This window comes from Paraburkholderia sp. MM5482-R2 (assembly GCF_050436125.1).
GTDB lineage: Bacteria > Pseudomonadota > Gammaproteobacteria > Burkholderiales > Burkholderiaceae > Paraburkholderia > Paraburkholderia tuberum.
On record NZ_JBNDLP010000004.1, the window covers coordinates 800349 to 824037 of the forward strand.

A 23689-nucleotide genomic window follows, 5' to 3' on the forward strand; every position below is an offset into this window, starting at 1 on the left:
CGCCGCCACGCCTGCCGACATCCTATGGAACGACAACGACGCCTGATGCCGGGCACGCTGTGGCCCGCCATTGTGCGACAGACCGGACATGCGCTGAGCTGCGGCGCGCTGCGACCGATCGACACGCAACAGTCCGTGATCGACAGCGGCGGCATCCGTTTTCTCGTGCGTCGGGTGTCGAGCCTGACGCGCAAGGAACAGCAACGCGAGCAAGCGCGCAAGCTGCAGACGGCAAAGCACCCTCAGGCGAACCCATTTCTTCCCTATGAGCCGGATCTGTTCGTCGCCGACATCTCCGATACTCACCTCGCGTTGCTGAACAAGTTCAACGTGATCGATCATCATTTGCTGATCGTCACGCGCGAATTCGAACCGCAGGAAGCGCTGCTCGATCTTGCCGATTTCGAAGCGCTGCTCGCGTGCATGGCCGAATTCGACGGCATCGGCTTTTACAACGCCGGCACGCAGGCGGGCGCGAGCCAGCCGCACAAGCACCTGCAAATCGTGCCGCTGCCGCTCGGGGAAGCCGATCCGTCCGTGCCTGTCGAGCCCTTGCTCGGTGCGGAGAACGGCTTGCCGGATCTGCCGTTCCGGCATGCGTTCGCACGCTTTCACGCCGATGATCTGGCTCGCGCGGATGCGCCGAAGCTGGCGCTTTCCCGCTATCGCACGCTGCTCGAAGCGGCGGATATCGGCGCGCTCGAAATCGACCGTGCCTGCTGTCATGCGACGCCCTACAACCTGCTGGTCACGCGGCGCTGGATGTTGCTCGTGCCGAGATCGCAAGAGCGAGTCGAAGGCGTGTCGGTCAACGCGCTCGGCTTTGCGGGTTCGCTGTTCGTGCGCGATGCGGCTCAACTGGATGTGATCGAAAGGCTCGGCCCGATGACGGTATTGGAACGCGTCGCGCTGCCTGCGAATCCATAGCGGCCGCGCAACCCGACCGCGCAGCAGACTCACGCGACGAACTCAAGCTCTGTCCGACTGCAAATACCTGTGCGCGAAAGCAATCGCCATGCTGCCCTCGCCGACGGCCGAAGCGACGCGCTTCACAGGGCTCAGTCTCACGTCTCCGCACGCGAACACGCCAGCCACGCTGGATTCGAGCAGAAAAGGATCGCGCTGATGCGACCAGCGTCCGGCCTTGACGACGTCATCGCCGGTCAGAACGTAGCCGCGCACATCGCGCGCGATTTCGGGCGGCAGCCACTCCGTCTGCGCATCCGCTCCGATGAAGACGAACAGACCGCCGCAGTCGTGTCGGCTCACTGCGTCGCTCGTCGAATCGCGAACGGTGATGGCCGTCAGATGCGTATCGCCATGCGCGCCGACGACTTCGGAGCGCAGCCGCACCGCGACATTCGATTTGCCCGCTAGCTGTTCGACGAGATAGCGCGACATGCCCTTTTCGAGCGAATCGCCGCGCACGACGAGCGTCACGCTGCGCGCATGATTGGCGAAGTACAACGCCGCCTGGCCGGCCGAATTGCCGCCGCCGATCAGATGGACATCGAGGCCGTGCGTCGCGCTCGCTTCGCTGCGCGCCGCGCCGTAGTAAATCCCCTTGCCGATCAAGCGGTCGAAGCCGTCGATCGCGAGCCGCCGCCACGTGACGCCCGTCGCGAGAATGATGGTTCGAGCGTGCACGGCGTCGCCGCCGTCGAGATGAATCCGCCGCGCCTGCACATCGATGCGCTCGACCGAGCGCGTCACGAGGATCTCCGCGCCGAGCCGCCGTGCCTGTTGCAGCGCGCGGCTCGCGAGTTCGTCGCCGGAAACACCATTGGGAAAGCCGAGATAATTTTCGATGCGCGAGGACGTGCCCGCCTGTCCGCCCGGCGCCTCGCGCTCGAGCACCAGCGTGCGCAGACCTTCCGACGCGCCGTATACCGCGGCAGCCAGCCCCGCGGGGCCGCCGCCGATGATCGCCGTGTCGTATCCGGCCAGACGCGGCTGCGTCTGGAGGCCGAGCAGTCCCGCAAGCTCGCGGGTCGCGGGCCGCCTCAGCACCGTGCCGTCGACGAGGCGCAACGCGGGGCACTCGCCTTCCGTTGGACATGTGCCAGGCCAGCGCGCGGCCAATTCGGGCGCATCCGGCGCCAGCCAGTCGACGCTGATCTGATTGCGCGCGAGGAACTGACGCAGCAGCGTGCACGCATTGTCCCAACGGTTGCCGACGATCGTCACACGCGCCTTCGGCGGCTCGGCGGAAAGGCTTTGCAGCCCGCCAATGCGTTCGCGCGCGAGCGCGCCCATCTTGAACGCCACGTCGGGCGACGCCGCCGCGAGCGCATAGTATTGCGGCGCGTCGACCCGCATCACGCGCGAAGGCTCGGCCGCTCGATACGCGCCCGGAAACGGTGAGCTCAGCGCGAGCGGCACTTCGCCGAAGATCGTGCCGGGCAGACGCCAGCCCAAGGTTCGCTCGATGCCGTCGAACGTCTTGATGACTTCCATCTTGCCCGACAGCACGGCGTATAACGCGCGCTCGCCGCCTTCATGGACCGCGAACTCGCCCGCGCATAGATGCAGGTCGGCGCACGCGTGCACGAGGATTTCCAGTTCGCTGTCGGGGAGGGTCGAGAACAGCGGCACGGCGCGGATGTCGTCGATCGTCAGCATGGCTTGGTTTTCCGTTCTGTCAGGCAGATGACGCAACGCGCGGTGCACCGGGTTTCAGATGCGTCATGTCGGACGATTGGACTCGCGCAAACCGATGTGCAGACAAGGCGCGAAGTCAGCAACCGCACCGACCCAGTATAGGATTTTCAGATCGCGATGCAGACGATCAAGCCATGGGTGCGCTTCTGAAAGACCTAAGCTGGATGAACGGCCGCGATATGAATGCCGTATTTCGTCGCTGCCATGCAACCAGTATCAGGCGATCAGCGTGGAGGTGCGCAATGGTGTTGCGATGGGTGCGAATGGTATGCCTGGCGACGTACGTGTGTGCCAGCGCGCAAGGATGTCTGGCCGCGGATTCGTCGGCGGCGCTCGCGGCTCCTGTCGCGCCGCCGGTCGTCTATGTCTCCGATTTCGATCTCGACGCCGCGAACATCGCCCCTGACAGCGGGCCAGGCCACCGCGCGCGAGGCATCCTGGGCAATCTGGTGCCTGAGGGCCCGCTGCGTCAGCAGCAGGATCCGCAGGCGCGTGCGCGAGACATCGTTGCGCTGATGGCGCAATCTCTGACGGACGATCTGAAGAAGGCCGGAGTAGACGCGCGCCGCGTCACGCCGGGTGAACCGCTGCCCCACGGCGGCTGGCAGGTGCGCGGCGTTTTTCTCAGTGTCGATGACGGTAATCGGCTGCGTCGCGCGATGGTGGGTATGGGCGCGGGCCAAAGCCAGTTTCAGGTCGCGGTTTCCTGCGATAACCTGGCTACGCCGGAGTTACCGCCGCTCTATGAAACTGTTGAAGAGGGGGCGAGCAGGGATATGCCGGGCGCCGTGATCAAGCTCAACCCGTACGTGATCGCCGCGAAGGTCGTGCTGTCCGGCCGCGATGAAAAGACGGCGGTCAGGAAAAGCGCGGAGCAGATCGCTGACGAACTCGCGCGACGGCTTCAGACGGGTGCAAGTGAGGCCGGCAGCGCCGCCCCCGCCCGATAGGCGGCCGAAGCCGCCCGCTCAGCAGCCCGTCTGCTTGACGCGCTCGACCGCGAGGCCGAACACCGGACGCAGCTTCGTGCCGACCACGTTGCCCAAAAATGCCGAGACGAGCCACAGCCAGCCGTGCAGGCTGCCCGACACGATGCCGCTGAAGTACGCGCCGATATTGCAGCCGTACGCGAGGCGCGCGCCGTAGCCGAGAATCAGTCCGCCGATGATTGCCGCGATCAGCGAGCGCAGCGGCAGACGCCACACCGGCGCATAGCGGCCGGCCAGCGAAGCGGCAACCATCGCGCCGATCACGATGCCGATGTCCATGACCGACTTCACGTCGTGGCTGATCGGCGCGGCAAGGGCGGCCGCGTTCGGGCCGGTGCTCCACACATGCCAGCTCGCGACGTCGACGCCCATCGCGGAGAACGCCTTCGCGCCCCACAGCGCGAACGCCGACGTGATGCCCCACGGATGGCCCGACAGCGCGAGCGTCACGAAGTTGAGGATCGCGAGCACGACGCCGCCGGTGAGGAGCGGCCACGGGCCGTGCAGCCACGGCGATGCGTTCGGGGCGCGCTCCACGCCGCTGACGAGACGGCCGTGACGGCGCTTTTCGATCAGCACGCTCAGCGCGGCGATGGCCGCGAACACCACGAGGTTCAGCGCGATCGCCGGGCCGACGCCGAGCGTCTGCACGAGCGAGATCGGCGGCAGATGCGGCAGCGCGGACCAGAACGGCATGTGCGCGGTGCCGATCACCGAGCCGATGATGAACGCGATCAGCGTGACCACCATCCGTGTGCTGCCGCCGCCGACCGTATACAGCGTGCCGGAGGCGCAGCCGCCGCCGAGCTGCATGCCGATGCCGAACATGAACGCGCCGATCAGGACCGACGTGCCGACGGGCGATACTTCGCCGACGACCGGATGACCGAATAGCGTGCCGGCGGAAAGCGCCGGGAAGAACAGCAGCACGCCGATCGCGAGCATCAGCATCTGCGCGCGCAGGCCGGCGCCGCGGCCGTCGGCGATGAACACGCGCCATGCGGACGTGAAGCCGAACGCGGCGTGATAGAGCGTGACGCCGAGCAGCGCGCCGAGGACGTACAGCGCGGCCTGTTTCACGCTGACGGTCTGCGCGAGATAGATCGCGCCGAGCACGACCAGCGCGAGCGCGACGGCGAGCGGCTTCGGATTGATGTTGACGAGACGGCGGGGCGCGCTGAACGGCGTGGAGAGATCGGACATGGTGAGCGGGGCGGGCACGCTTGTCGCGCGAGGGCGGCACGCCTATGAAACGGCGGTCGCTGCGCGGGAGGAGGGCCGCGAATAATCGTTTTTGGGAAAGCTCGCGAGTATACCGAAATGTCGCGTTGCGGCTGTTGCACAGCAAGGTTCGCGCTGCTCGATCGCGAATCCGGGCGCGCGCGGTGCCGCCAGGCTGCAAGGCCCGCCGCACGGGCGCTTGACGATGGTCGACCGCGCTTGAAACCAGTGACTTAATAACCTCCCGTAATAAAGGTATTTCAAACTTGCATTGAAATCGTTATCAAGATGGAACGCGACGGTAATCCCGTCCCGGTCGCGCAACAACATTTCGGGCCGAAATATCGACCAAATCGGCCACGGTCGTTAAGTGGCGACGAGGCGAACTGCTAATCTTCATACGCGGCGACTCACGCGTTTCCGGTCGGCTCCACGGGTCGTTGGCAGCCGTTTCGCGCGAGCGTGGAAGGGGGATGTATGAGCACTCGAAGGCCATCTCTGCTGCGGCAACGTCCATCGCAACGCCGTCATGCAAGCGTGCGGATTTCATTTGCCATCGTCATTTCGCTGACCGGACTTTCCATGACGCACGTCGCGTACGCGGCGGGTACCCTGCCGCAAGGCGGGCATTTCGTCGCCGGCTCGGGAAGCATCACTCAGAACGATGCCGGCATGAGCATCACGCAAGCGGGCTCGCGCGGCATCATCGAATGGAACAGTTTTTCGATCGGATCGTCCCGCACGGTGTCGATCAACAACGGCACGGGCGCGACACTCAATCGCGTGACGGGTAACGACGTGTCGGCGATCTACGGCACGCTGAAGGGCACCGGCAGCATCTACCTCGTCAATCCGCATGGTGTGCTCATCGGGCCAGGCGGCGTGGTGTCGACGGGAGGGCGTTTCGTCGCGTCGACGCTCGACGTCCCCAACGATGTCTTTCTCAACCCGCCCGTGTTCGGTGGCTCGGCTTACACAGGCAGTTCCACGGCGGATGTAGTCAATCTCGGCAAGATCAGTTCGTCGGGTGGGGACGTGTTCCTGATATCGGCCAGCAAGGTCACGAACGCAGGGACGATCGATGCGCCGAACGGCAATGCCGAACTCGTCGCAGGCCGTCAGGTCCGGCTCTTCGACGGCAACTTTCAACAAGTCTTCGTGGACATGGGAAGCGGCGGCACGGTGACGAACTCAGGCACGGTACGGGCGGCGATCATCGACGTGCAGGCGGCCGACGGCAATATCTTCGCGCTCGCGGGTCATTCGGGCGCCCTGCGCGCCCACCGGCACCGCGACGCGCGACGGCCACGTCTGGCTCGTCGCGAACACCACCGTCAACGGGGTCGTCGTCAACTCCGGCAACGTCGATGCGCGCGGGGCGCAAATCAGCGCGCGTAACGCGGACGGCAGCGGCGGCACGCTCGACATGTCCGGCAAGGACGTCAAGGTCGGCGGCGCGGATGTGCGGGCGAAAGCATGGAACATCACCACGGGAGACTTCACCGCGGACGTCCCGACCGCCAACACGCTCGGCGCAAGTCTGAGCAACGGCGCGTCCATCTCCGTGCTCGCGAACGGCGCGGACGGCAAGCTCGGGGCGACCGGCGAGGGAGACATCGCGATCGAAGCGAGCGTGCGCTGGCACGGAGCCTCCTCCCTGACGCTCGACGCGGCGCACTCGCTGACGATCGCACCGCAGGCGACCATCGCCAATAGGGGCACAGGCTCGCTCACGCTGTCCGCCGACACCTATGGTTTCGACAACGGCGGCAGTCTGACCAACCAGGGCACGGTCGACTGGTCGCGAAGCATGGGCATCGTCACCGGCCTGTACGACATGAACGGCAGCTACACGCCCGGCACGGTGTACAGCAACGTATCGTGGCACCCCGCGCCGTTTACTGGGCTCGTCACGCAGTTCACGGCCTATCAGCTCGTCAACTCCATGACGGACCTGAGCGCGGTGAATAACAACCTCTCCGGCAACTATGCGTTGGGCAGCAGGGGGCTGGAATTCGCGGGTGCGCCGGAGTTCGGAGGCATCGGCACCGCCGCGAATCCGTTCACCGGTCAGTTCGACGGCATGGGGCATCTCCCCGCGGATCTGCGTCTCTCAAGCACGGCCGATACCGGACTCTTCGGCGTGATCGGCAAGAGCGGCGTCGTGCGCAATTTCACGCTCGCGGAAGGCACCGCGACGTCCTCGGGAGAAACGGTCGGCTTGCTGGCCGGCATCAACTACGGATACATGGTGAACGTCGGCGCAACGGGCGCCATCGGTGCCCCGGGCAACACGAGCACAGTGGCCGGCGGTCTGGTCGGCGAGAACTTTGGGCGCATCGAGCGCTCGTGGGCGGGCGTGAACATCATCGGCGTGGGCCAGATCGGTGGGCTGGTCGGGCTCAACGATGGCCGCATCGATCAGTCTTTCGCGATCGCCCCCGCATCGGCCGGTGCGCAAAGCACGGTCGGCGGACTCGTCGGCACGAACCATGGCGTCATCGGCCGATCGTATGCCTACGAATTCCTGAACGGCGGCGCGACTGTCGGCGGACTTGTCGGCATCAATACGGGCTTCATCCGCGAGTCCTATGCCGCGTCCAGACTCACGGCGGGCGCGAACTCGACGGAGGGCGGTATCGCGGGCACCAACAGCGGCCGGATCGCGGCGAACGTGTTCTGGAACAGCCAATCGTCGGGGGCGGCGGCGGGTGTCGGTTCGGGCACGGCGGTGGCCAGTTCGAGCGGACTCACGGACACCCAGTTGCTCGAGCCGGCGAGCTTCGGTCCGACGTGGGATTTCACCGCGAACGGCACGTGGGTCGCGGGATATCCGGGGCCTCAGTTGCGCTGGCTGGCAGGGCACTGACATCGAGGGTCCGACAGAACCCGGCGCGGGCGCACACTCGGCCTTCGGTGCCGCGATCACGATGCAAGCCGGATTCAGCGGTTTGACGACTGTTCGCGCAGGTAGGCCTGCGCTTCCGCCTCCGTCTCATAGACATAAGGTGACAGCCCGCGCCGCGTAAGGGCGCCGCCCAGCTTGGCGCGCATGAAAGCGCTGGTAGTGAAGCGCGTTACGCCGAGATAGTAGCGCTGCACCATATCCTCGACCATTTCGACGTACGCGTCCTCCAGCGCGGGGTCCAACACGAAACCCTCGTAGTTCACCACGGCATAAACCTTGTGGTCCAGTGGTTCGCAGACGCGCCATACCTGAGTCCGGATCGCCGCGATGTCGTCGGGACGCTTCACCTCGAGGCGCGCGAAATTGAGAAACATGATGTTCTTGTCGTCGTCGTAGATGAAGCGCGCTTCCAGCGGCAGTCGCAAAACATTCGAGCGCAGGCCCATCGGTTCAGGCAGGAAAATCCGCTCGTCCATCTGCGTCGGCGAACGCAGGATCGGTGCGAAGTCCATCCTGGCCAGAATATCGCGCTCCAGATCGACGCCCGGTGCAATCTCGATGAGTTCCATGCCCTCGGCGCCCAGCTCGAACACGCAACGCTCGGTGATGTAGAGGACCGGCTTTCCCATTGCCGCCGCATACGGGCCAGAGAACGTGCGATGCTCGACTTCCTCGATGAATTTCCTGGCCGTGCCGTCACGGTGGATCCGCAGCTTGCCGTCGACGACCGAAATCTGGCTGTGGCCCGCCATGAAAGTGCCGACGAACACGACTTTCCTGGCATTCTGGCTAATGTTGATGAAGCCTCCGGCGCCGGGCAGGCGCGGCCCGAATCTCGACACATTGAGGTTTCCCATGCGATCGGCCTGGGCGAGGCCAAGAAAGGCGACGTCGAGCCCGCCGCCGTCATAGAAATCGAACTGGGCGGGCTGATCGATGATCGCCTGCGCATTGGTCGCCGCGCCGAAGTTCAAGCCTCCCGCAGGAATGCCGCCGATGACGCCGGGCTCGGTGGTCAGCGTCATCAGGTCGAGGATCCTTTCCTCGTTGGCGACGCTGGCGATGCCTTCGGGCATGCCGATCCCGAGATTCACCACGCTGTTTGGCTGGAGTTCCATTGCCGCGCGTCGCGCGACCACCTTGCGCTCACTCATCGGCATCGGCGCCACACTGCTCGCGGGGACCCGGATTTCGCCGGCGTACGCCGGACTGTATGGTGTGGCAAAGGTCTGCTGGTGGTTCTCGGGCGGCGCCAGCACGACGCAATCGACCAGCACGCCGGGGATCTTGACCTGTCGCGGATTGAGCGAGCCGCTTTCGGCGATGCGCTCCACCTGGACGATCACGAGGCCGCGGCAGTTGTGCGCGGCCATGGCGATCGCGAGAGCCTCCAGTGTCAGGGCTTCGCGCTCCATCGTCACATTGCCTTCCGGGTCGGCAGTGGTGCCGCGCACGATCGCGACGTTGATCGGGAAGGCCTTGTAGAACAGATATTCCTCGTCGCCTATCCGCATCAACTCGACCAGATTCTCGGTGGTGCGCTCGTTCAGTTTGCCACCACCGAAGCGCGGATCGACGAAGGTGCCGAGGCCGACCCGGGAGAGATGGCCTGGCTTTCCGGCCGCAATGTCGCGAAACAGGTGGCTGATCACGCCCTGCGGCAGGTTATACGCCTCGATCTGGTTATCCACCGCAAGCTGCTGTAGCTTCGGCACGAGGCCCCAGTGTCCGCCGATGACGCGCTTGACGAGTCCCGGCGTCGCCAGGTGGTTCAGTCCGCGTTCCTTGCCGTCTCCCTGGCCGGCCGCATAGACTAGCGTGAGGTTGGCGGGCTTTGGGAGGGCGACTAACGTATCCTCGTCATGCGCCGTACAGAGTTCCTCGATGGCAATGGCGATGTCTTCGGCGAAGCCGATGCCGACGAAGCCACCCGTCGCGACCGTATCGCCGTCGCGGATCAGGCGCACGGCATCGCGCGCCGACGCCACTTTGCCGGACGAACGGGAAAGGATGGCCGGTGAAAGCGCCCCCGCGGTTGATTGCGTGCTCACGTTTCACCTCGCCTGATTCGAGCGCGACTTTCTAATAGGCGCCACCGGTATCAATGGTCAGATGGAGCATGTCGTCCTCGAGAATCCTGATGAAATGCTCGTCCTCCTGCAGGAGTTCCTCCAGCACGTCACTGTCGGAAAGCACGCCGATGACGCGCCCGGATTCGATCACAGGCAGGTGCCGGATCCGCCGGGTATGCATCGACGCGAGGCATTGATCGCAGGTATGCTCGGGCGTCACATAAAGCACCTGGGTGGTCATGATGTCGCCAACCCTGGTGTTCGCGGCGTTGCGGCCAAGCACCTCGACCTTGCGGGCGTAGTCGCGCTGAGACAGCACGCCAACCAGATTGCTGGCCTGCAGCACCAGCACCGTCGTCACGTCCTTGTCGGCCATCAACTGCAACGCGTTCAGCACCGTGTCGTCGGGGCCCACTGAGATAACCTCCCGAGGGTTCCCGGACAAAATTTGCCGTGCTGTCTTTCTCTCCTTTTTCATGACCGCCTCCAGACAGAAAGGGGAGCATGTACGGACTACGCTTGATTAAAGCGAAATCGGAATACGATCGTCCAGACCCAGCCAAGGCTGGCGATCTTTTCTTATTCGTTGAATTGCAGTGTAGATCGCTTGACCTGAGTCGAACGAACATTTTCCGTTCCGGCGCTACGCCACTCGGTGAGTCGAAGCGACGAGGCACCTGCCGCACGAGCGCGCCTTGCCCATTCGCAACCGTCCGGCGCTAACTGTCGCCTCACCACCGCAGTCGCACCGGCAAACCCACAATCCATCGCCAGCGTACCGCTCGGTCGTCAGCTGGCCGAAAACCTCGCCGCTCTTCAGCGCAGGTGAGCCCGGTCGCGACCGCCACACGCGACGCTGCTCACGGCAGCCGCAATCACGTACTGCACCGCTCTCTACCGTCTTCAGGGCGGAAGTCACATGGCCGCCGCATCGGCATCGCCAGAGCCACACGTCCGCGCCGCAATATTGAAGCGCGACGAGATCGCCAAAGGCGCGACCAGCGACATCGCGACTTGGCGGAAAGGGCCATCGAGGCTGCAAGGGGCGGCGGGTACGTTTGTTCACAGCAAGCAAAATGGGGTGCGGCGTCGTGTTCTCAAGCATACCTGCGCCTTTGATTCGGAGCGGGTCGACGCTTCGATCAGCTTATAGCCGTTGTGTGGTATTGCTCACACTTTGTTGCAATTTGCTGCAGGCGGCTAGAGTGCCCGCCCGGCAAGGCTTAGCGGCTCACGGCGAAACGTGGATACGGTTCCGCTTCCCACATCAGGGTGAAGATTTCAAACGCTGAACCGTTAAAGGACTCAACCAGTGGGGAACACACACCATGAAGATTGAATCCAGCAATTTTCCGCTCGCGGCTTCGCAGAACGGTCCGCAACGCGCAACGATCAACAGCGATGCGAAGGATGCCGTCGAGTCCGCGCACCGGGTCAGCGCAGCCGGCGCGCAGAATTCGACGGTTAATCTCTCGTCAATGTCCGCGATGCACACGTCCAGCGATTCGGATAGCGACACGGCGAAGGTCGAGTCGATCAAGGGCGCACTGCGTGACGGCAGCTACAAGGTCGATTCCGGAAAGATCGCCGACGGCATGCTAAGCACCGCGCGCGACCTGCTGCAAACGACTACTCGCTGACCGGCGGCTGAACGTAGCAATACCGACGGCGGATAAGCGACGCAGGCGCCAGCGCTGACAGCCGTGAAGGCGAGCGATTGGCTTCATTGTCGGTCCGCGTTCGAGGTGGCGGCACGCCTGCAATGCAGTGCATCGCGGGGAGAATTTTCGCTGCGGGCTTGTTCGAAAATTCTTCCGAAGACCCACCACCCGACTGCGGGAACGACGCCATTGCGCCGGTCTGCGTCGTTGCAAGGCAGTCCATGAAGACTCGCACGGCGTGATTGGCCGGCCGGGGGCCGGCCCGCCATGCTTACTGGACGACCTTTTTCGCTTCGTCGCGCCAGTAGTGTTGCTGGTTCCACCCAAGAAGGCGCTTGAGCTTCTCGTTGCTGAGCAGGGTCTCGAACTCGCCGAGTTGCTTTTTGAGCGGCACGCCGGGGTAGTAGCGTCGGAGCAGTTCCGCGGTAGGTACGTCGGACGACACGTCGTCGGCCGCGACATTCATGACCTGAAAGCCGAGGCCGTCCTTTTCGATGGCAAGCCGGCACGCGCTCGCGAGATCGCGCCCGTCGATATAGCTCCACGCAATCCTCTTGCGCAGTGCTGGATCCTTGAGCCACGCCGGAAACTTCGCGTAGTCGTTGGGTTCGAGCACGTTGCCAATACGAAAGCAGTAAATGTCAGAGCCCGTGCGCGCGTGGAACGCCTTCGCCGTCACTTCGTTGATAACCTTCGACGTCGCGTAGCTGTCCATCGGGTTCACCGGGTATTCCTCGTCGAGCGGGAAGTACTCTGGACTGCGATCCCGGTGCGCGAACACCATACCGTATGTGGTTTCGCTCGATGCCACGATCACCTTGCGGATGCCAAGCTTCGACGCTGCGTCGAGGATGTTGTACGTGCCCATCACGTTGATCCGGTAGACCTCGTTGTCGGGCGTGATCATGATGCGAGGGATCGCCGCAAAATGCACAATCGCGTCGATCGGCTTTGGTTCGAGGTCGTCGGCGAATTCTCCCGGCGCGGTGCTCGATGCCAGCGCATTGAATACCTGGCCCGCATCGGTGATGTCCGTAATCAACGTCCGCGCCGTGCGCGCCGCCATCGGCACGCGATCGAGATTCATCACCTCGTAGCCGTGCTCGACCAGGTTCTGGACCACCCATTTTCCGGCCAGGCCGCTGCCGCCGGTCACGATCACTCGCTTCGTCATGTGCTCCTCTTCTCCTGTTTTCCTACATGTTTTAGCGCTTTTCCGCGCGTGTCGCGCGGCCTCATTCCATCATAGGATCGTTGCGCTCCGTATCCTTGATTCGGCAGTAACAGTTCTGATGTTGAGTCGTGCGGCTCCAACTGGCCGGCCTCCGCCCGATGCGGCCGGCTGGAGACGACGTTCAGGCGTTGATCCAGGCTCGCGCCTGTTCCAGCTCGTTGACGTGGAACGCCTTGATTTCAGCCTTCGTGAAGAACCGGGCCAAATGCATCGAGGCGCGAATCCAGCCCGCGTCGGCCACCACGGCGGCGCGCGTGACCTTGCGGGCGACGGAGACGCCGAGCGTCAGGTCGGTCCATAGCGCCTTCGGCTCGATGCCGCTGAAATGCTCGATGCGTTCGAGCACGCGGGTCTTACCGTTCAGTTCAAGATCACCACGCATGCGCTCGATGGCTTCGCGCAGTTCGTGGTCGGTGATTTTGCCTTCGACGGATATTTCGATGACCGACGAATCGGGGACGGTGTGATACAGGATCATGGCAGGACCTCTAGCCAGCGAGACGTTACACGCTCAGGCAAGGATGAGCCTGGCGTTCGACGGCGTACTCATGGTACCTCTTTCCACTCGCTCGGTTAGGTTACGAGCCGATCTTCCCCTGAGAGGCAGTCGAGGCCATCGGCGCCACCGGCCGGCCGCGGTACGCCGTGATGGGCGCGTGGCTCACGACTGCGGCACGATCACGAACAGTTGGTAGGGACGCGCGGGCAACTCCCGTCCCCATGCGGTCTTGCTCACCTCGAGCGCAATCGGCGCTGCATGGCTTAGCGACGATGCCGTCGCGATGCAGCCCGAGTCGTCGCCACGGCACACAATCAGCGAGCCCTGGCGCGCGAAATCGGCGGATGTGAGCCAGGGCGTTGCCGCCGGCCAGTCGAGATCCCAGAAGCGGGCGCGGCCGCCGTCATAGAACACCATCGAAGCGGCTTCATGCGTCGAGCCCGCCACGATCGACAGCGGCTGGCTGGTGCGTTCGTGCCACAGCGCCTGCGCGGCTGCCGCGAGTTCCGCGCGCGGCTCGGCCGCGTCGTCGGAATTGCGCCGCGCCCCTGTGTAGCCGACCACTGCCGATACCGCGAGCACCAGCGCCCAGTACACCGCCATGACGCGTATGGCACGCTGCGGCGCGAACTCGAAGCGGGCTTGCACGAGCACTGCAAGCCAGAGCGGCACCATTGCAAACCACTGCGCCATGCCCCAGACCGAGGCCATCTGCGTCTTGCCGATCACGGACAGCAGGCCCACCGCGAACAGTGGCCCCAGCGCGAGCCACCAGAGATCCGGGTACGACGCGCTCCGAACTACACTCAGCGCCATGAGCCGCGCAGCCCCGCGCGTGCGCACCATCAACAGCACGAAAACGAAACTGAGCGCGAGATAGCCGATCTGCGCGAGCGTGTAGATGCCAAAGCGCCCGACCGCGGCGAGAAGCGTGCCGCCGGTGCGTTGCGCGGCATACTCGAGCGTCGGGAAATGATTAACCATCATCCAGTGTACGTGCGGGGCCAGCACGGCGACTCCCGCCGCCACCGCGAGCAGCGAATCGACGCTGACGAGGCGCGCACGCCATGCCGGGCGCGCGAGCAATGCCAGCAACAGCCCGAGCAGCAGCACGATCGTGAAGTACTTGCCCAGCACGGCAAGCGCGGCGCACGCCCCGAGACCGAGCGCCGCGCCGCTGCGCGAGAGGCGGCTGCCCGGCTGCACATAGCGGACGAAAAAGTAGGCGGTCCACGGCCAGACCGACAGCAGGATCGAGTTCGGATTGAATTTGATGGCGAGATTCGAGTAAAGCGGCGAGACCGCCATCGCAAGCCCGGCGATGATCGCGATCTGGCGCGGCACGAAGCGCCCGGCGAGCGCGACGATCCCGGCCAGGCCGACCAGCACGTTCACCGCCGACAGCGCGAAATACGCGAGATCGGTGTGCGGGAACACGCTGAACCAGGCCGCTGCGACCCACGACGAAAGCGGCGGGTGCTTCGCGTAACCGGCCTGCCACTCGATGCCCCAGACATAGGTCTCGACCATGTCGCCCTGGATGTCGAGATTGCCGCGCGCGAGCCAGGCGGCCAGCGTCCAGACCAGCGCGTGGAAGGGGAGCAGCCAGCCGAGTGATGCGATGCGCGCGGCGGCAGGTTTATCGGAGGCTGAGGCGAGCGACGTGGGATTCGAAAGCTGGGTCGACATTGAACCTTTTGGTCTGAGTGCCGCCCTACCGGGCAGCGTTTTTGGCCCGGCATTGTAATATGAGCTTACGTAGGGAGAGAGCGATCCTGACAGACTGCCCGGCAACCCATGGCGCCCGATCAAATCAAAAAGGCCTTGATGAAGGACGTTCGCGGCGAAAATTGACCCGTGTGGTCAAGCCGAAGATTCGATTCTCTTGACGCGGCGCTCAACTCGGCCGCAATTGCAGATGCGCTTGAGGAAGCTCTGAGCTGGGCGTGGATCGTAGCAACCCCGACACGAGCCGCGCAACCGTCGCCAGCGTTCCAGTGGATCTGATGGCGAAAAACTGCGCGTGACGCGCGATAACGCGTCTCGAAGTCGCAATTCTTTGAGCGCGACGTGTACCGACGGGTCATGCGCGGCGGATTCGACCGGTCGATGCAATAGTTTGCTGGCATCGTTCGGCTGGGGCCCCATGTTTTGGCTGCAAAAAACGCGTCGCCATCAGTCGCAAAGCAGCCCCACCATCGGAATCGCCGGGGTTCGTCCCGCGATCAGGTCGGCCGTGATTCGAGCCGATCCGTGTGACATGGTCCAGCCGATATGACCGTGACCGGTATTCAGATAAAGATTGCGATACTTCCTGCGCCCAAGAAACGGCAGGTTCGTCGGCGTCATCGGCCTGAGACCGGCCCACATTTCGGCGCGATCGTAGTTGGCGCCGGCCGGGTAGAGTTCTTGTGTCACGCTCTTCATAAACGCAAAATCAGAAGGCTTATGGCTCGTGTCGTAGCCGGCAAACTCCGCCGTTGCGGTGACCCGGATGCGGTCGCCGAAGCGCGAGATTGCGACCAGGTTGTGCTCGTCGACCACTGCAATGGAGGGTGGCATGGGCCGGCCATCGATCGGAATCGTGAGGGAGTATCCCTTGATCGGATAGATCGGAAGATCGATGCCGATCTGTCGGCCAAGAACCGGACTATAGGGGCCAAGGGCGAGCACATACGCGTCGGCTTTTACAAGGCCTCGACTCGTTCTTATGCCCACCACGTCCTGCCCAGCGGTTTCGAAGCCGTCGATGGTGGTGTCCGTCAGAAGCGTACCGCCACGCGCGACAATCTTTTCCGCTAGGGCGCGGGTGAACTTCGCAGGGTCTCCGGTCTCATCGGTCGGGCAGTAAATGGCACCCGCTATCCTGTCTTTTGCCGAAGCCAGCGACGGGTCGAGAGCGACGACCTGATCGCGGCTGAGAACCCTGATGACTTGCCCATCGGATTCCAGCAGCTTCATGTGTTCGACTCCGCGATCCTGCGCTTCCTGCGTCCGATGAAAATACAGAATTCCGCGGTCATTTCGATCGTATTCGATGGCGTCCTCAGCGATCACATTCTGTAGCACGCGTTGCGAGTACGCGGCAAGCCGATGCTTGAGCAGGGTATTGCGGCGTGCCTTCTCTGAGGTGCATTCCATCAGGAAACGCCACGACCAGCTGTAAAGCCTGGGATCTGCCGAGAACTTGAAGCGCAACGCCTGATCTTTCAGCACCAGCGATTTGAGAAGAATCATCGGCGCTTTGGGCGAGGACCAGACAAAGGAGTGCCCGGGCGCGATCATGCCCGCGTTGCCCCAACTGGTTTCCGATGCGACTAAAGGCTGCCGCTCGACGATCACGACCTCATGGCCATCCTTCTGCAACTGGTACGCGGTTGTCACACCGACTACCCCGCCACCGAGCACGACAACTTTCATGATGTCCTCAGATACAAGGGGGCCGGCGGGCATTCAAGGCGGCGCGGTCTCGCTCCGGCTTTTGTGCTGCGCCACCATCGATTCCTGCTGGACAGGAGGCACCAGTCTCACTTCCATTGCGGCTGATTCAGCACCATTCCGTGCTGCCCTTTGTAGGCAGCCACAGCCGGCGGCGTCCACCCATCCAGCATCCGTGGCGCGAGTTGCCAGACCTCGACGCCAAGCGGCCGGCAGACTTCCAGCGGATCGCGCGCGTCGGGTCCCCACATCGGCACTGACAGATCGCCGCCCGGACAGGTCGACAGCGCGCACAGCAAGTCGATCTCCGCGAAGAATTCGAGGTAATCGCCTTTCTTTGCCGGACACGCCTTCATGAAGTATTTGTCTTCGAGATTCAGGCCGGTGCACTGGAACACGTTGAGCACGTCGTGGACGTCGTACTCAGTCAATCCATACGGGGCGATGGCGCGCGTCAGGTTGGAGTGGCAGTGAAAATGAAAATCCTCGCCGGTCAGCATGCGGTTGACGTAGGGGTCGCAGCGCGTGCCGAGCAGATCGTGGACACGGCCGCCGTGCTCGTCGGCGCCGTAGCCTGCGAGACTGTCATCCGTGATGGTCACCATCGGACGCAGGAATGGCAGCGTCGACCACAGACGGTCGAACGTGCTCACGTGCGCCTGCTGCAACTGGCGCGTGCGCGATGCCCACATGCGCTCGCGCGGGTTGTGCCGGTTCCACATGTTCAGGTCGGCAACCTGCGGGCCTTCGATCGTGACAATGCGAAACACGTGGCCGGCCGGCACGGTCCACGCTTGCCCCGAGCGGATCGGCACGACGATCGATTCGACCAGCGTGCGGGTGTCGTGCTGTGAGGCGATGCGCTGATAGAACGTCTTGTCGACGTCGAGCGCTGAGCCTTTGGTGGACTGATAGGCAGCAGGATAATTCAGCATGATGCATTCTCCGTCGAACTCAGGCCGGCGCCGTGCCGCGACGAGGCGGTGTCGTCATCGCTCGGGCGACGCAGCACTGCAACGACCTTTTCCTTATCGATCTCTGACATGTTTTGCCTCCATAACGTCTGACCCGTTTCAGCCAAGGTCGATTGCCCAGTTGGCGGGTTACTCTGCCGAGCTGGCACTGCCGCCCAGATAGGCAGCGCGGACCCGGCTATCCTGAGCCAGCTCGCGGGCGGACCCCGCGAGCGCAATGTGCCCGCTTTCCAGCACGTAAGCCCGATGAGCGATCCGCAGCGCCTGGCGGGCGTTCTGCTCGACGAGGAGAATCGAGGTGCCTTCGCGGCAGATGTCGGCGATCATGCCGAAGATCGCGCGGACCAGCTTCGGCGCGAGTCCCATCGACGGTTCGTCCAGCACCACGATACGCGGGCGCAGCATCAGGGCTCGGGCAATCGCCAGCATCTGCTGTTCGCCGCCGCTGAGCGTGCCTGCCAGCTGGCCGCGTCGCTCGCCGAGCCGGGGGAAAGCCGCATAGAGCTGATCCCTTCGCTGTTGCAATGCCGCACTGTCGCGCCGGATCAGATAGCCGCCGAGATGCAGATTTTCCTCCACCGTCAGCGCCCCGAAAATGCGCCGCCCCTCTGGCACATGACCCAGACCCAGCGCCACGATCTGGTGTGCGCGCAAGCCCGTCAGGTGCTGGCCAGCCATCGCAATGTCGCCCGCGCGCGGCCGGATCAATCCGGAAATCGCCCGCAGCGTGGTCGTTTTTCCCGCGCCGTTGCTGCCGAGCAACGCGACGATCTCGCCCTCCGCGACGTCCAGCGAGATGCCGTGCAGCACTTCGACAGTCCCATAGCTCACACGCAGATCGCGGATTTCTAGGAGTCCCACAGCGATTTCTCCCCGGCAGTATCGTCGCTCGCCTCGTCCTTTCCGGCTGTGCCGAGATAGGCATCGATCACCCGCGGGTCCGCCTGGATCGCGGCGGGCTGGCCCTCGGCGATGATGACGCCGTGGTCCATCACGATGATCCGGTCCGACACGCCCATCACCAGCATCATGTCGTGCTCGATCAGCAGCACCGTCACGCCATGATCCCGGATCCGCCGGATCAGTTCCATCAGCGCGCGTTTCTCGGTCGGGTTCATGCCTGCGGCCGGCTCATCGAGCAGCAGCAGGCGAGGGCTGCTGGCGAGCGCACGGGCGATCTCCAGCCTGCGTTGGTCGCCGTAGGGCAGATCGGCGGCGCGCTCGCCCGCCCTGCCGGCAAGACCGACGAAGGCAAGCCAGCGCAGGCCTTCGGTGGAATGGTCCGCCGCCTCGGCGCGCGCGGACGGCAACGCCAGAAGCTCGGCTGCGAGCGGTGTCCGAAGCCGATGGTCCATGCCGGTCAGGACGTTTTCGAAGGCCGTCATGTGGCCGAACAGGCGGATGCCCTGGAAGGTGCGCGCCATGCCTTGATGGACGATGCGATGAGGCGCGCCGCCGGCAAGCCGTTCCCCGCACCAGACGATCTGGCCGCCAGTCGGGCGGATGACGCCGGTCAGGCAGTTGAACACGGTGGTCTTGCCGGCGCCGTTCGGACCGATCAGGCTCACGATCTCGCCGCTTCGCACCATGAAGCTGACACCGCCGACCGCCAGCACGCCACCGAAGCGGCGCTGCATGTCGCGCACCTCCAGCAGGACCTCATCGGTGACGGCGTGATCGGGCACAGCGAGGCGATCGGCGTCAGCGCCCTTGCGCGCCGGCGCGACGCGGCGCAACGGCGCTGGCCACAACCCCTGTGGCCTTAGCAGCATCAGGATCACGAGCCCGATCGCGAAAGCGAAGATGCGCCAGAGATTGAGAAAACGCAGAATCTCCGGCAGGCCGGCGACGATGATGGCGCCGAGGAGCACACCGGGAATGCTGCCCCGGCCGCCGAGCACGACGACAATCAGGATCGTGACGGACTGCAGATAGGTGAAGCCGGTCGGATCGATGGTGCCGAAGCGGGCGGCGAACAGGCTGCCGCCCAGCCCGCCGATCAGCGCGCCCATCACATAGGCGAGCAGCTTGACGCGCAGCGTCGGCACGCCGACGGCCTCGGCAGCTGCCTCGTCCTCGCGGATGCTGGTCCAGGCGCGGCCCAGCCGCGACTGGCCGAGCCGGATGGCGAACACGAGCACCAGCACGAGGAACGCCATGCCCAGTTCGTAGAGCGCTAGCGGCGAACTGATCTCGAAACCGAACAGGCTCGGGCTCGCGATGCCGAAGATGCCGTTCGGGCCGCCTGTGATGTCGAGATTGGTGGCGACGATACGCGTGATTTCGCCGAACCCCAGCGTGACGATCGCCAGATAGTCGCTGCGCAGGCGCAGGGTGGGATAGCCGATGACGATGCCCGATACCCCGGCGAACGCCAGACTGAATGGCAGCGTCTCCCAGAACGAGAAGTGCAGCAGGGTTTCCAGCAACGCCGTCGTGTACGCGCCGATCGCGAAGAAGGCCGCGTAGCCCAGATCGAGCAACCCGGCATAACCGACTACGATGTTCAGCCCAAGACCCAGGATCGAATAGGTGACGATGGTCAGGCCGACATCGACGACATAGTTGCTGACGACAGCGGGCAGCGCCACGGCGGCGGCCAGCAGCGCACCGCCGAGAGGCTTGGCCCAACGCGCGGAAGCCTGACTGGCGCTCATGGACTACATTCTCTCGACAACGCGTTCGCCGAACAGCCCGGTCGGCTTGATCACGAGCACGGCGATCAGCACGCCGAAGACGAACACGTCGGTCCATTGCGAAGAGACATAGCCCGCGCCGAAGGCTTCGAGCAGGCCAATCAGGATGCCGCCCGCCATCGCGCCCGGGATGTTGCCGATGCCGCCAAGCACGGCGGCGGTGAACGCGCGCAGGCCTAGCACGAAGCCCATGAAGAAATTGATCTGCGTGTAGTAAAGACCTTCCATGACGCCCGCCACGGCGGCCAGCACCGACCCGAGCAGAAAGGTGAGCTGGATCAGGCGTTCGACGTCGATGCCCATCAGACGCGCGGCGTCCTGATCGATTGCCAGCGCGCGCATCGCGGTGCCGAGGAAAGTGTGGTGAACGAAGAAATACAGTGCCAGCATCAGGGCCAGGCTCGTCACGATGATGCCGATCTGCGCGAAGGTGATCTGCACGCCGTGGAGTTCGAAGCCGGCCTGGCTCAGCACGTGCGGATAGGTGCGAAAGCCCGCGCCGTAGATCAGCAGCACCCCATTTTGCAGCGCCAGCGAGACGCCTAGCGCCGTGATCAGAATCGACAGCCGTGGCGCGCGCAGCAACGGCTGATACGCGAGCCGCTCGATCAGGAGGCCCAGCGCGCCGGTGACCGTCATCGCGGCGACGAGGGCGATCAGGAGCGCCAGCGCGAGCGGCAGATGCGCGGACGCCAGCACCATCAGACCGGTCCAGCCGATGAACGCGCCGACCATGAACAGATCGCCATGAGCGAAGTTGATCAGCCGGATGATGCCGTAGACCATCGTGTAGCCGAGGGCGACGAGGGCATAGAACGAGCCGGTCGTCAGCCCTTCGATGACGAACTGGAAGAAGTCGCTCATGACGGGGCGGCGCGCGCAATGACGCCTACTTCATCGCCACCCAATGCCCGTTCGCTTCCTGCCGCTGGTAGGGCTCGAACTTGTCGTTGTGCACGATGATGGTGATGTACACCGCTTTACTGCGGTCCCCCTTCGCATTGAAGGAGATCGTTCCGGTCGCGCCCGGGTAGTTCGAGATCTTGTGCAGAGCCGCGGTGATCGCGGCAGGCTGGGCCGATTTTGCGTCCGCGATGGCTTTGGCCGTGACTCCGACAGCGTCGTATTCATAGACCGAGTACGGTCCCGGCGCTTGCCCGTAAGCCTTCATATAGTCGTCGACGTAGGCGTGCGCGCCGCTCAGGAACTGCGCGAGCGGTGCCGTCGTGATGATCATGCCGTCGGCGGCGGGACCGGCCGTCTTCATCAGGGTGGGGTCATTGGTGGCGTCGCCGCCCATGAAGGTCATTTTCAGACCCAGTTGCCGCGCCTCCTTGACCAGCAGGCCGGCTTCGGAGAAATAGCCTGTGTAGTAGATCACGTCAGGCTTCAGTGAGGAGACCCGCGTGAGCGTCGGTGAATAGTCCATCTGTCCGGGCGTGATCGAATTGGCGTACACGACATCGACACCGTCCTTCTTCAGGGCTTGCACGGTGTTCTGGGCGAGGCCTTTGGAATAGGTCGTGTTGTCGTCGATCACCGCCACGCGCTTCGCGTGCAGAACGTCTTTCATGAAGCTTGCCGCGAATGGGCCCTGCTGGTCGTCACGGCCGATCGTGCGGAACACGTTGTCGTACCCCATCTCGGTCAGTTGCGGATTCGTCGACGCATCCAGCACGTAGGGAATCCCGGCGCGATGAAAGGTTGTCGATTCCGGCAGCGCCGCGCTTGAGCAATATCCGCCCGCTACCGCGACAACGCCCGCATCGACGAGTTTCTGCGCCGCCTGCACCGCGGTCTGCGCATCACAGGCGTCGTCCTCGGGCACCAGCTCGATCTGCTTGCCGAGCACGCCACCGGCCGCGTTGATTCTGGCGGCGGCGAGCTTCGCGCCATTGACAATATCCGTGCCGGCATTGGCACTGCTGCCCGACAGCGGAACGGGCACGCCGATCTTGATGGTGGCGCCCTGGCTTAGCGCCGAACCGGGAGCCATGCCGACAAGCAGGGCCACGGCGGCCGCCATGCCCGCAAAGGCCGTTTGCCGCGAGCCCCGCTTTGCACCGGACCAGCCAATCGTCTGAGCAAACATGTTAGAGACTCCTTATTGTGAGAGGGATCGGACGATCCGCCACACGGGTATACCGGTGACATCGGAAAGCGGACGGAAATGGGGCGATTGCGTGTGATTCATACCCACCAGGTCAACGGCGTGACTGCTGGTTTCACCGGAGCGCTGACACTAAAGCGCTTCTTTCATGATAGAAGCCGGTGTGCGTTGGACGGTATAGGGTATTTGCGTATAAACCATTACACAAAGGCGCCGGCAATCCCCTACCTTTAAGAGGCAGTGACGACAGAGACTCGCGAGCGGCGAACGCGACATGACAGGACGACTCCGAAATGAGTGCGATTGCACCGCATGACGACGTGTACACGAAGCTCGATTTCACGCTGGACGACGGCATCGGCCGTCGTGCCGCGATTGGGCTCGTGGTGCTCGCCACCGATCATACGATCGAGCATGAGTGGCGGGGCTTGCTGACGCAGGACGGCGTGGCGTTCTACGAAAGCCGTGTGTATAACTCGGCGGACATCACGCCCGAACGGCTAGCGGAAATGGAGGACCGTATTGCACCGGCGGTCGCGCTGATCCGTCCGGCCGAGCGTATCGATGTGGTGGCGTTTGGCTGCACGTCCGCGTCGATGGTGATTGGGGAGGAAAAGGTGTTCGCGCGGATTCGCGAAGCGCGTGCGGACGCCGCGTGCACTACGCCGATCACCGCGGCGCTGGCGGCGCTTCGCGCCCTAGGCGTCCAACGTACGGCCCTGCTTACTCCCTATGTGCGTTCGATCAACGAATACATGCGCGACTATATCGAGTCGCGTGGTCACGGCATTACGCGCATGGCGTCGTTCGAGCATGCGAACGATAACGAAGTGGCGCGGATCGACGCGGTGTCATTGCGAACTGGTGTTGAGCGACTTGCGCGCAATCGTGACGTGGAGGCGATTTTCGTATCGTGCACGAGCTTGCGCATCGCCGGGTTGATTCCGGAGCTAGAGGCGGCGATCGGCAAGCCGGTGATATCGAGCAACTACGCGATGGCGTGGCACGCGTTGCGGCTCGCCGGCGTGGGAGATTGCGAGCCTCAGCTTGGGCGGCTGTTTGCGCTGTGACGTTGTACCTTGAAACGCGACGCAGCGCGACGGGGCGACCATGCGGCGATCGACGCCGAGGCCATGTTCCAGCTATCGACGCGCACCACAGACGCGGCAGGCGCGTCGGATGAACCGCCGCAGGAATCGCTCATCGAAGCGTCTGCGCGGCGGCAG

General features: G+C 64.0%; 19 protein-coding genes. 6 read left to right on the forward strand and 13 right to left on the reverse strand.

All coding sequences use genetic code 11. The features are described from left to right. Nucleotides 1-24: 24 nt before the first annotated feature. Entirely contained in the window at nt 25-927 is a 903-nt protein-coding gene (locus OKW37_RS39745) for an ATP adenylyltransferase family protein (RefSeq protein WP_429401823.1), read from the forward strand. A 42-nt stretch (nt 928-969) separates the two neighbouring features. Here the strand turns inward: OKW37_RS39745 and OKW37_RS39750 are convergent, their stop codons facing one another. Then, on the reverse strand, nt 970-2622 hold the full coding sequence (locus OKW37_RS39750) for an FAD-dependent oxidoreductase (RefSeq protein WP_429401821.1): 1653 nt from the start codon (nt 2620-2622) through the stop codon (nt 970-972). A 65-nt stretch (nt 2623-2687) separates the two neighbouring features. Here OKW37_RS39750 and OKW37_RS39755 point away from each other — a divergent pair, with 65 nt between their 5' ends. Continuing rightward, a complete protein-coding gene (locus tag OKW37_RS39755; protein ID WP_429401819.1) occupies nt 2688-3611 on the forward strand; it encodes a DUF4410 domain-containing protein in 924 nt (307 codons plus the stop codon). A gap of 18 nt (nt 3612-3629) precedes the next feature. On the opposite strand, the gene OKW37_RS39760 is transcribed toward OKW37_RS39755, so the two are convergent. Continuing rightward, on the reverse strand, nt 3630-4853 hold the full coding sequence (locus tag OKW37_RS39760) for a YeeE/YedE family protein (RefSeq protein ID WP_429401817.1): 1224 nt from the start codon (nt 4851-4853) through the stop codon (nt 3630-3632). Nucleotides 4854-5453: 600 nt separating this feature from the next. Between OKW37_RS39760 and OKW37_RS39765 the strand changes: the two genes are divergently transcribed. Beyond that, nucleotides 5454-6269 (forward strand): filamentous hemagglutinin N-terminal domain-containing protein, encoded by an 816-nt coding sequence (locus OKW37_RS39765; RefSeq protein WP_429510120.1) that lies wholly within the window; start codon nt 5454-5456, stop codon nt 6267-6269. Between the two features lie 28 nt (nt 6270-6297). Then, nucleotides 6298-7740, forward strand: coding sequence for a hypothetical protein (locus OKW37_RS39770; RefSeq protein ID WP_429510121.1), 1443 nt, complete (start codon nt 6298-6300; stop codon nt 7738-7740). A 74-nt stretch (nt 7741-7814) separates the two neighbouring features. Here OKW37_RS39770 and OKW37_RS39775 read toward each other — a convergent pair whose 3' ends face one another. Further along, a complete protein-coding gene (locus OKW37_RS39775; RefSeq protein ID WP_429401813.1) occupies nt 7815-9830 on the reverse strand; it encodes an acyl CoA:acetate/3-ketoacid CoA transferase in 2016 nt (671 codons plus the stop codon). 31 nt (nt 9831-9861) lie between these two features. Next, nucleotides 9862-10329, reverse strand: a complete 468-nt coding sequence (locus OKW37_RS39780) for a CBS domain-containing protein (protein ID WP_184068525.1) — start codon at nt 10327-10329, stop codon at nt 9862-9864. Between the two features lie 850 nt (nt 10330-11179). Here OKW37_RS39780 and flgM point away from each other — a divergent pair. Further along, nucleotides 11180-11491: a flagellar biosynthesis anti-sigma factor FlgM gene (flgM, locus tag OKW37_RS39785; RefSeq protein WP_429401811.1), complete on the forward strand. Its 312-nt coding sequence runs from the start codon at nt 11180-11182 to the stop codon at nt 11489-11491. Between the two features lie 292 nt (nt 11492-11783). On the opposite strand, the gene OKW37_RS39790 is transcribed toward flgM, so the two are convergent. The 9 genes from OKW37_RS39790 to OKW37_RS39830 form a co-directional block, all read right to left on the reverse strand. Continuing rightward, a complete protein-coding gene (locus OKW37_RS39790; RefSeq protein WP_184024092.1) occupies nt 11784-12686 on the reverse strand; it encodes an NAD-dependent epimerase/dehydratase family protein in 903 nt (300 codons plus the stop codon). A 181-nt stretch (nt 12687-12867) separates the two neighbouring features. Continuing rightward, the gene (locus OKW37_RS39795) at nt 12868-13224 is read right to left on the reverse strand and encodes an STAS/SEC14 domain-containing protein (RefSeq protein WP_184024102.1); all 357 of its coding nucleotides are present in this window, start codon (nt 13222-13224) and stop codon (nt 12868-12870) included. Nucleotides 13225-13407: 183 nt separating this feature from the next. Beyond that, nucleotides 13408-14934, reverse strand: coding sequence for a glycosyltransferase family 39 protein (locus OKW37_RS39800; protein WP_429401808.1), 1527 nt, complete (start codon nt 14932-14934; stop codon nt 13408-13410). Nucleotides 14935-15420: 486 nt separating this feature from the next. Continuing rightward, on the reverse strand, nt 15421-16665 hold the full coding sequence (locus OKW37_RS39805) for a D-amino acid dehydrogenase (protein ID WP_429401806.1): 1245 nt from the start codon (nt 16663-16665) through the stop codon (nt 15421-15423). A 107-nt stretch (nt 16666-16772) separates the two neighbouring features. Continuing rightward, nucleotides 16773-17618, reverse strand: a complete 846-nt coding sequence (locus OKW37_RS39810) for an urea carboxylase-associated family protein (RefSeq protein ID WP_429401804.1) — start codon at nt 17616-17618, stop codon at nt 16773-16775. Nucleotides 17619-17786: 168 nt separating this feature from the next. Further along, nucleotides 17787-18518 (reverse strand): ABC transporter ATP-binding protein, encoded by a 732-nt coding sequence (locus OKW37_RS39815; protein WP_429401802.1) that lies wholly within the window; start codon nt 18516-18518, stop codon nt 17787-17789. Further along, the gene (locus tag OKW37_RS39820; RefSeq protein ID WP_429401800.1) at nt 18506-20314 is read right to left on the reverse strand and encodes an ABC transporter permease subunit; all 1809 of its coding nucleotides are present in this window, start codon (nt 20312-20314) and stop codon (nt 18506-18508) included. Before OKW37_RS39820 ends, OKW37_RS39815 begins: the two co-directional genes overlap by 13 nt. Before the next feature lie 3 nt (nt 20315-20317). Continuing rightward, on the reverse strand, nt 20318-21217 hold the full coding sequence (locus tag OKW37_RS39825) for a branched-chain amino acid ABC transporter permease (RefSeq protein WP_018422469.1): 900 nt from the start codon (nt 21215-21217) through the stop codon (nt 20318-20320). 25 nt (nt 21218-21242) lie between these two features. Next, on the reverse strand, nt 21243-22379 hold the full coding sequence (locus OKW37_RS39830) for a branched-chain amino acid ABC transporter substrate-binding protein (RefSeq protein WP_244144732.1): 1137 nt from the start codon (nt 22377-22379) through the stop codon (nt 21243-21245). 377 nt (nt 22380-22756) lie between these two features. Here OKW37_RS39830 and OKW37_RS39835 point away from each other — a divergent pair, with 377 nt between their 5' ends. Further along, the gene (locus OKW37_RS39835) at nt 22757-23533 is read left to right on the forward strand and encodes a maleate cis-trans isomerase family protein (RefSeq protein ID WP_429401798.1); all 777 of its coding nucleotides are present in this window, start codon (nt 22757-22759) and stop codon (nt 23531-23533) included. The last annotated feature ends 156 nt before the right edge of the window (nt 23534-23689 follow it).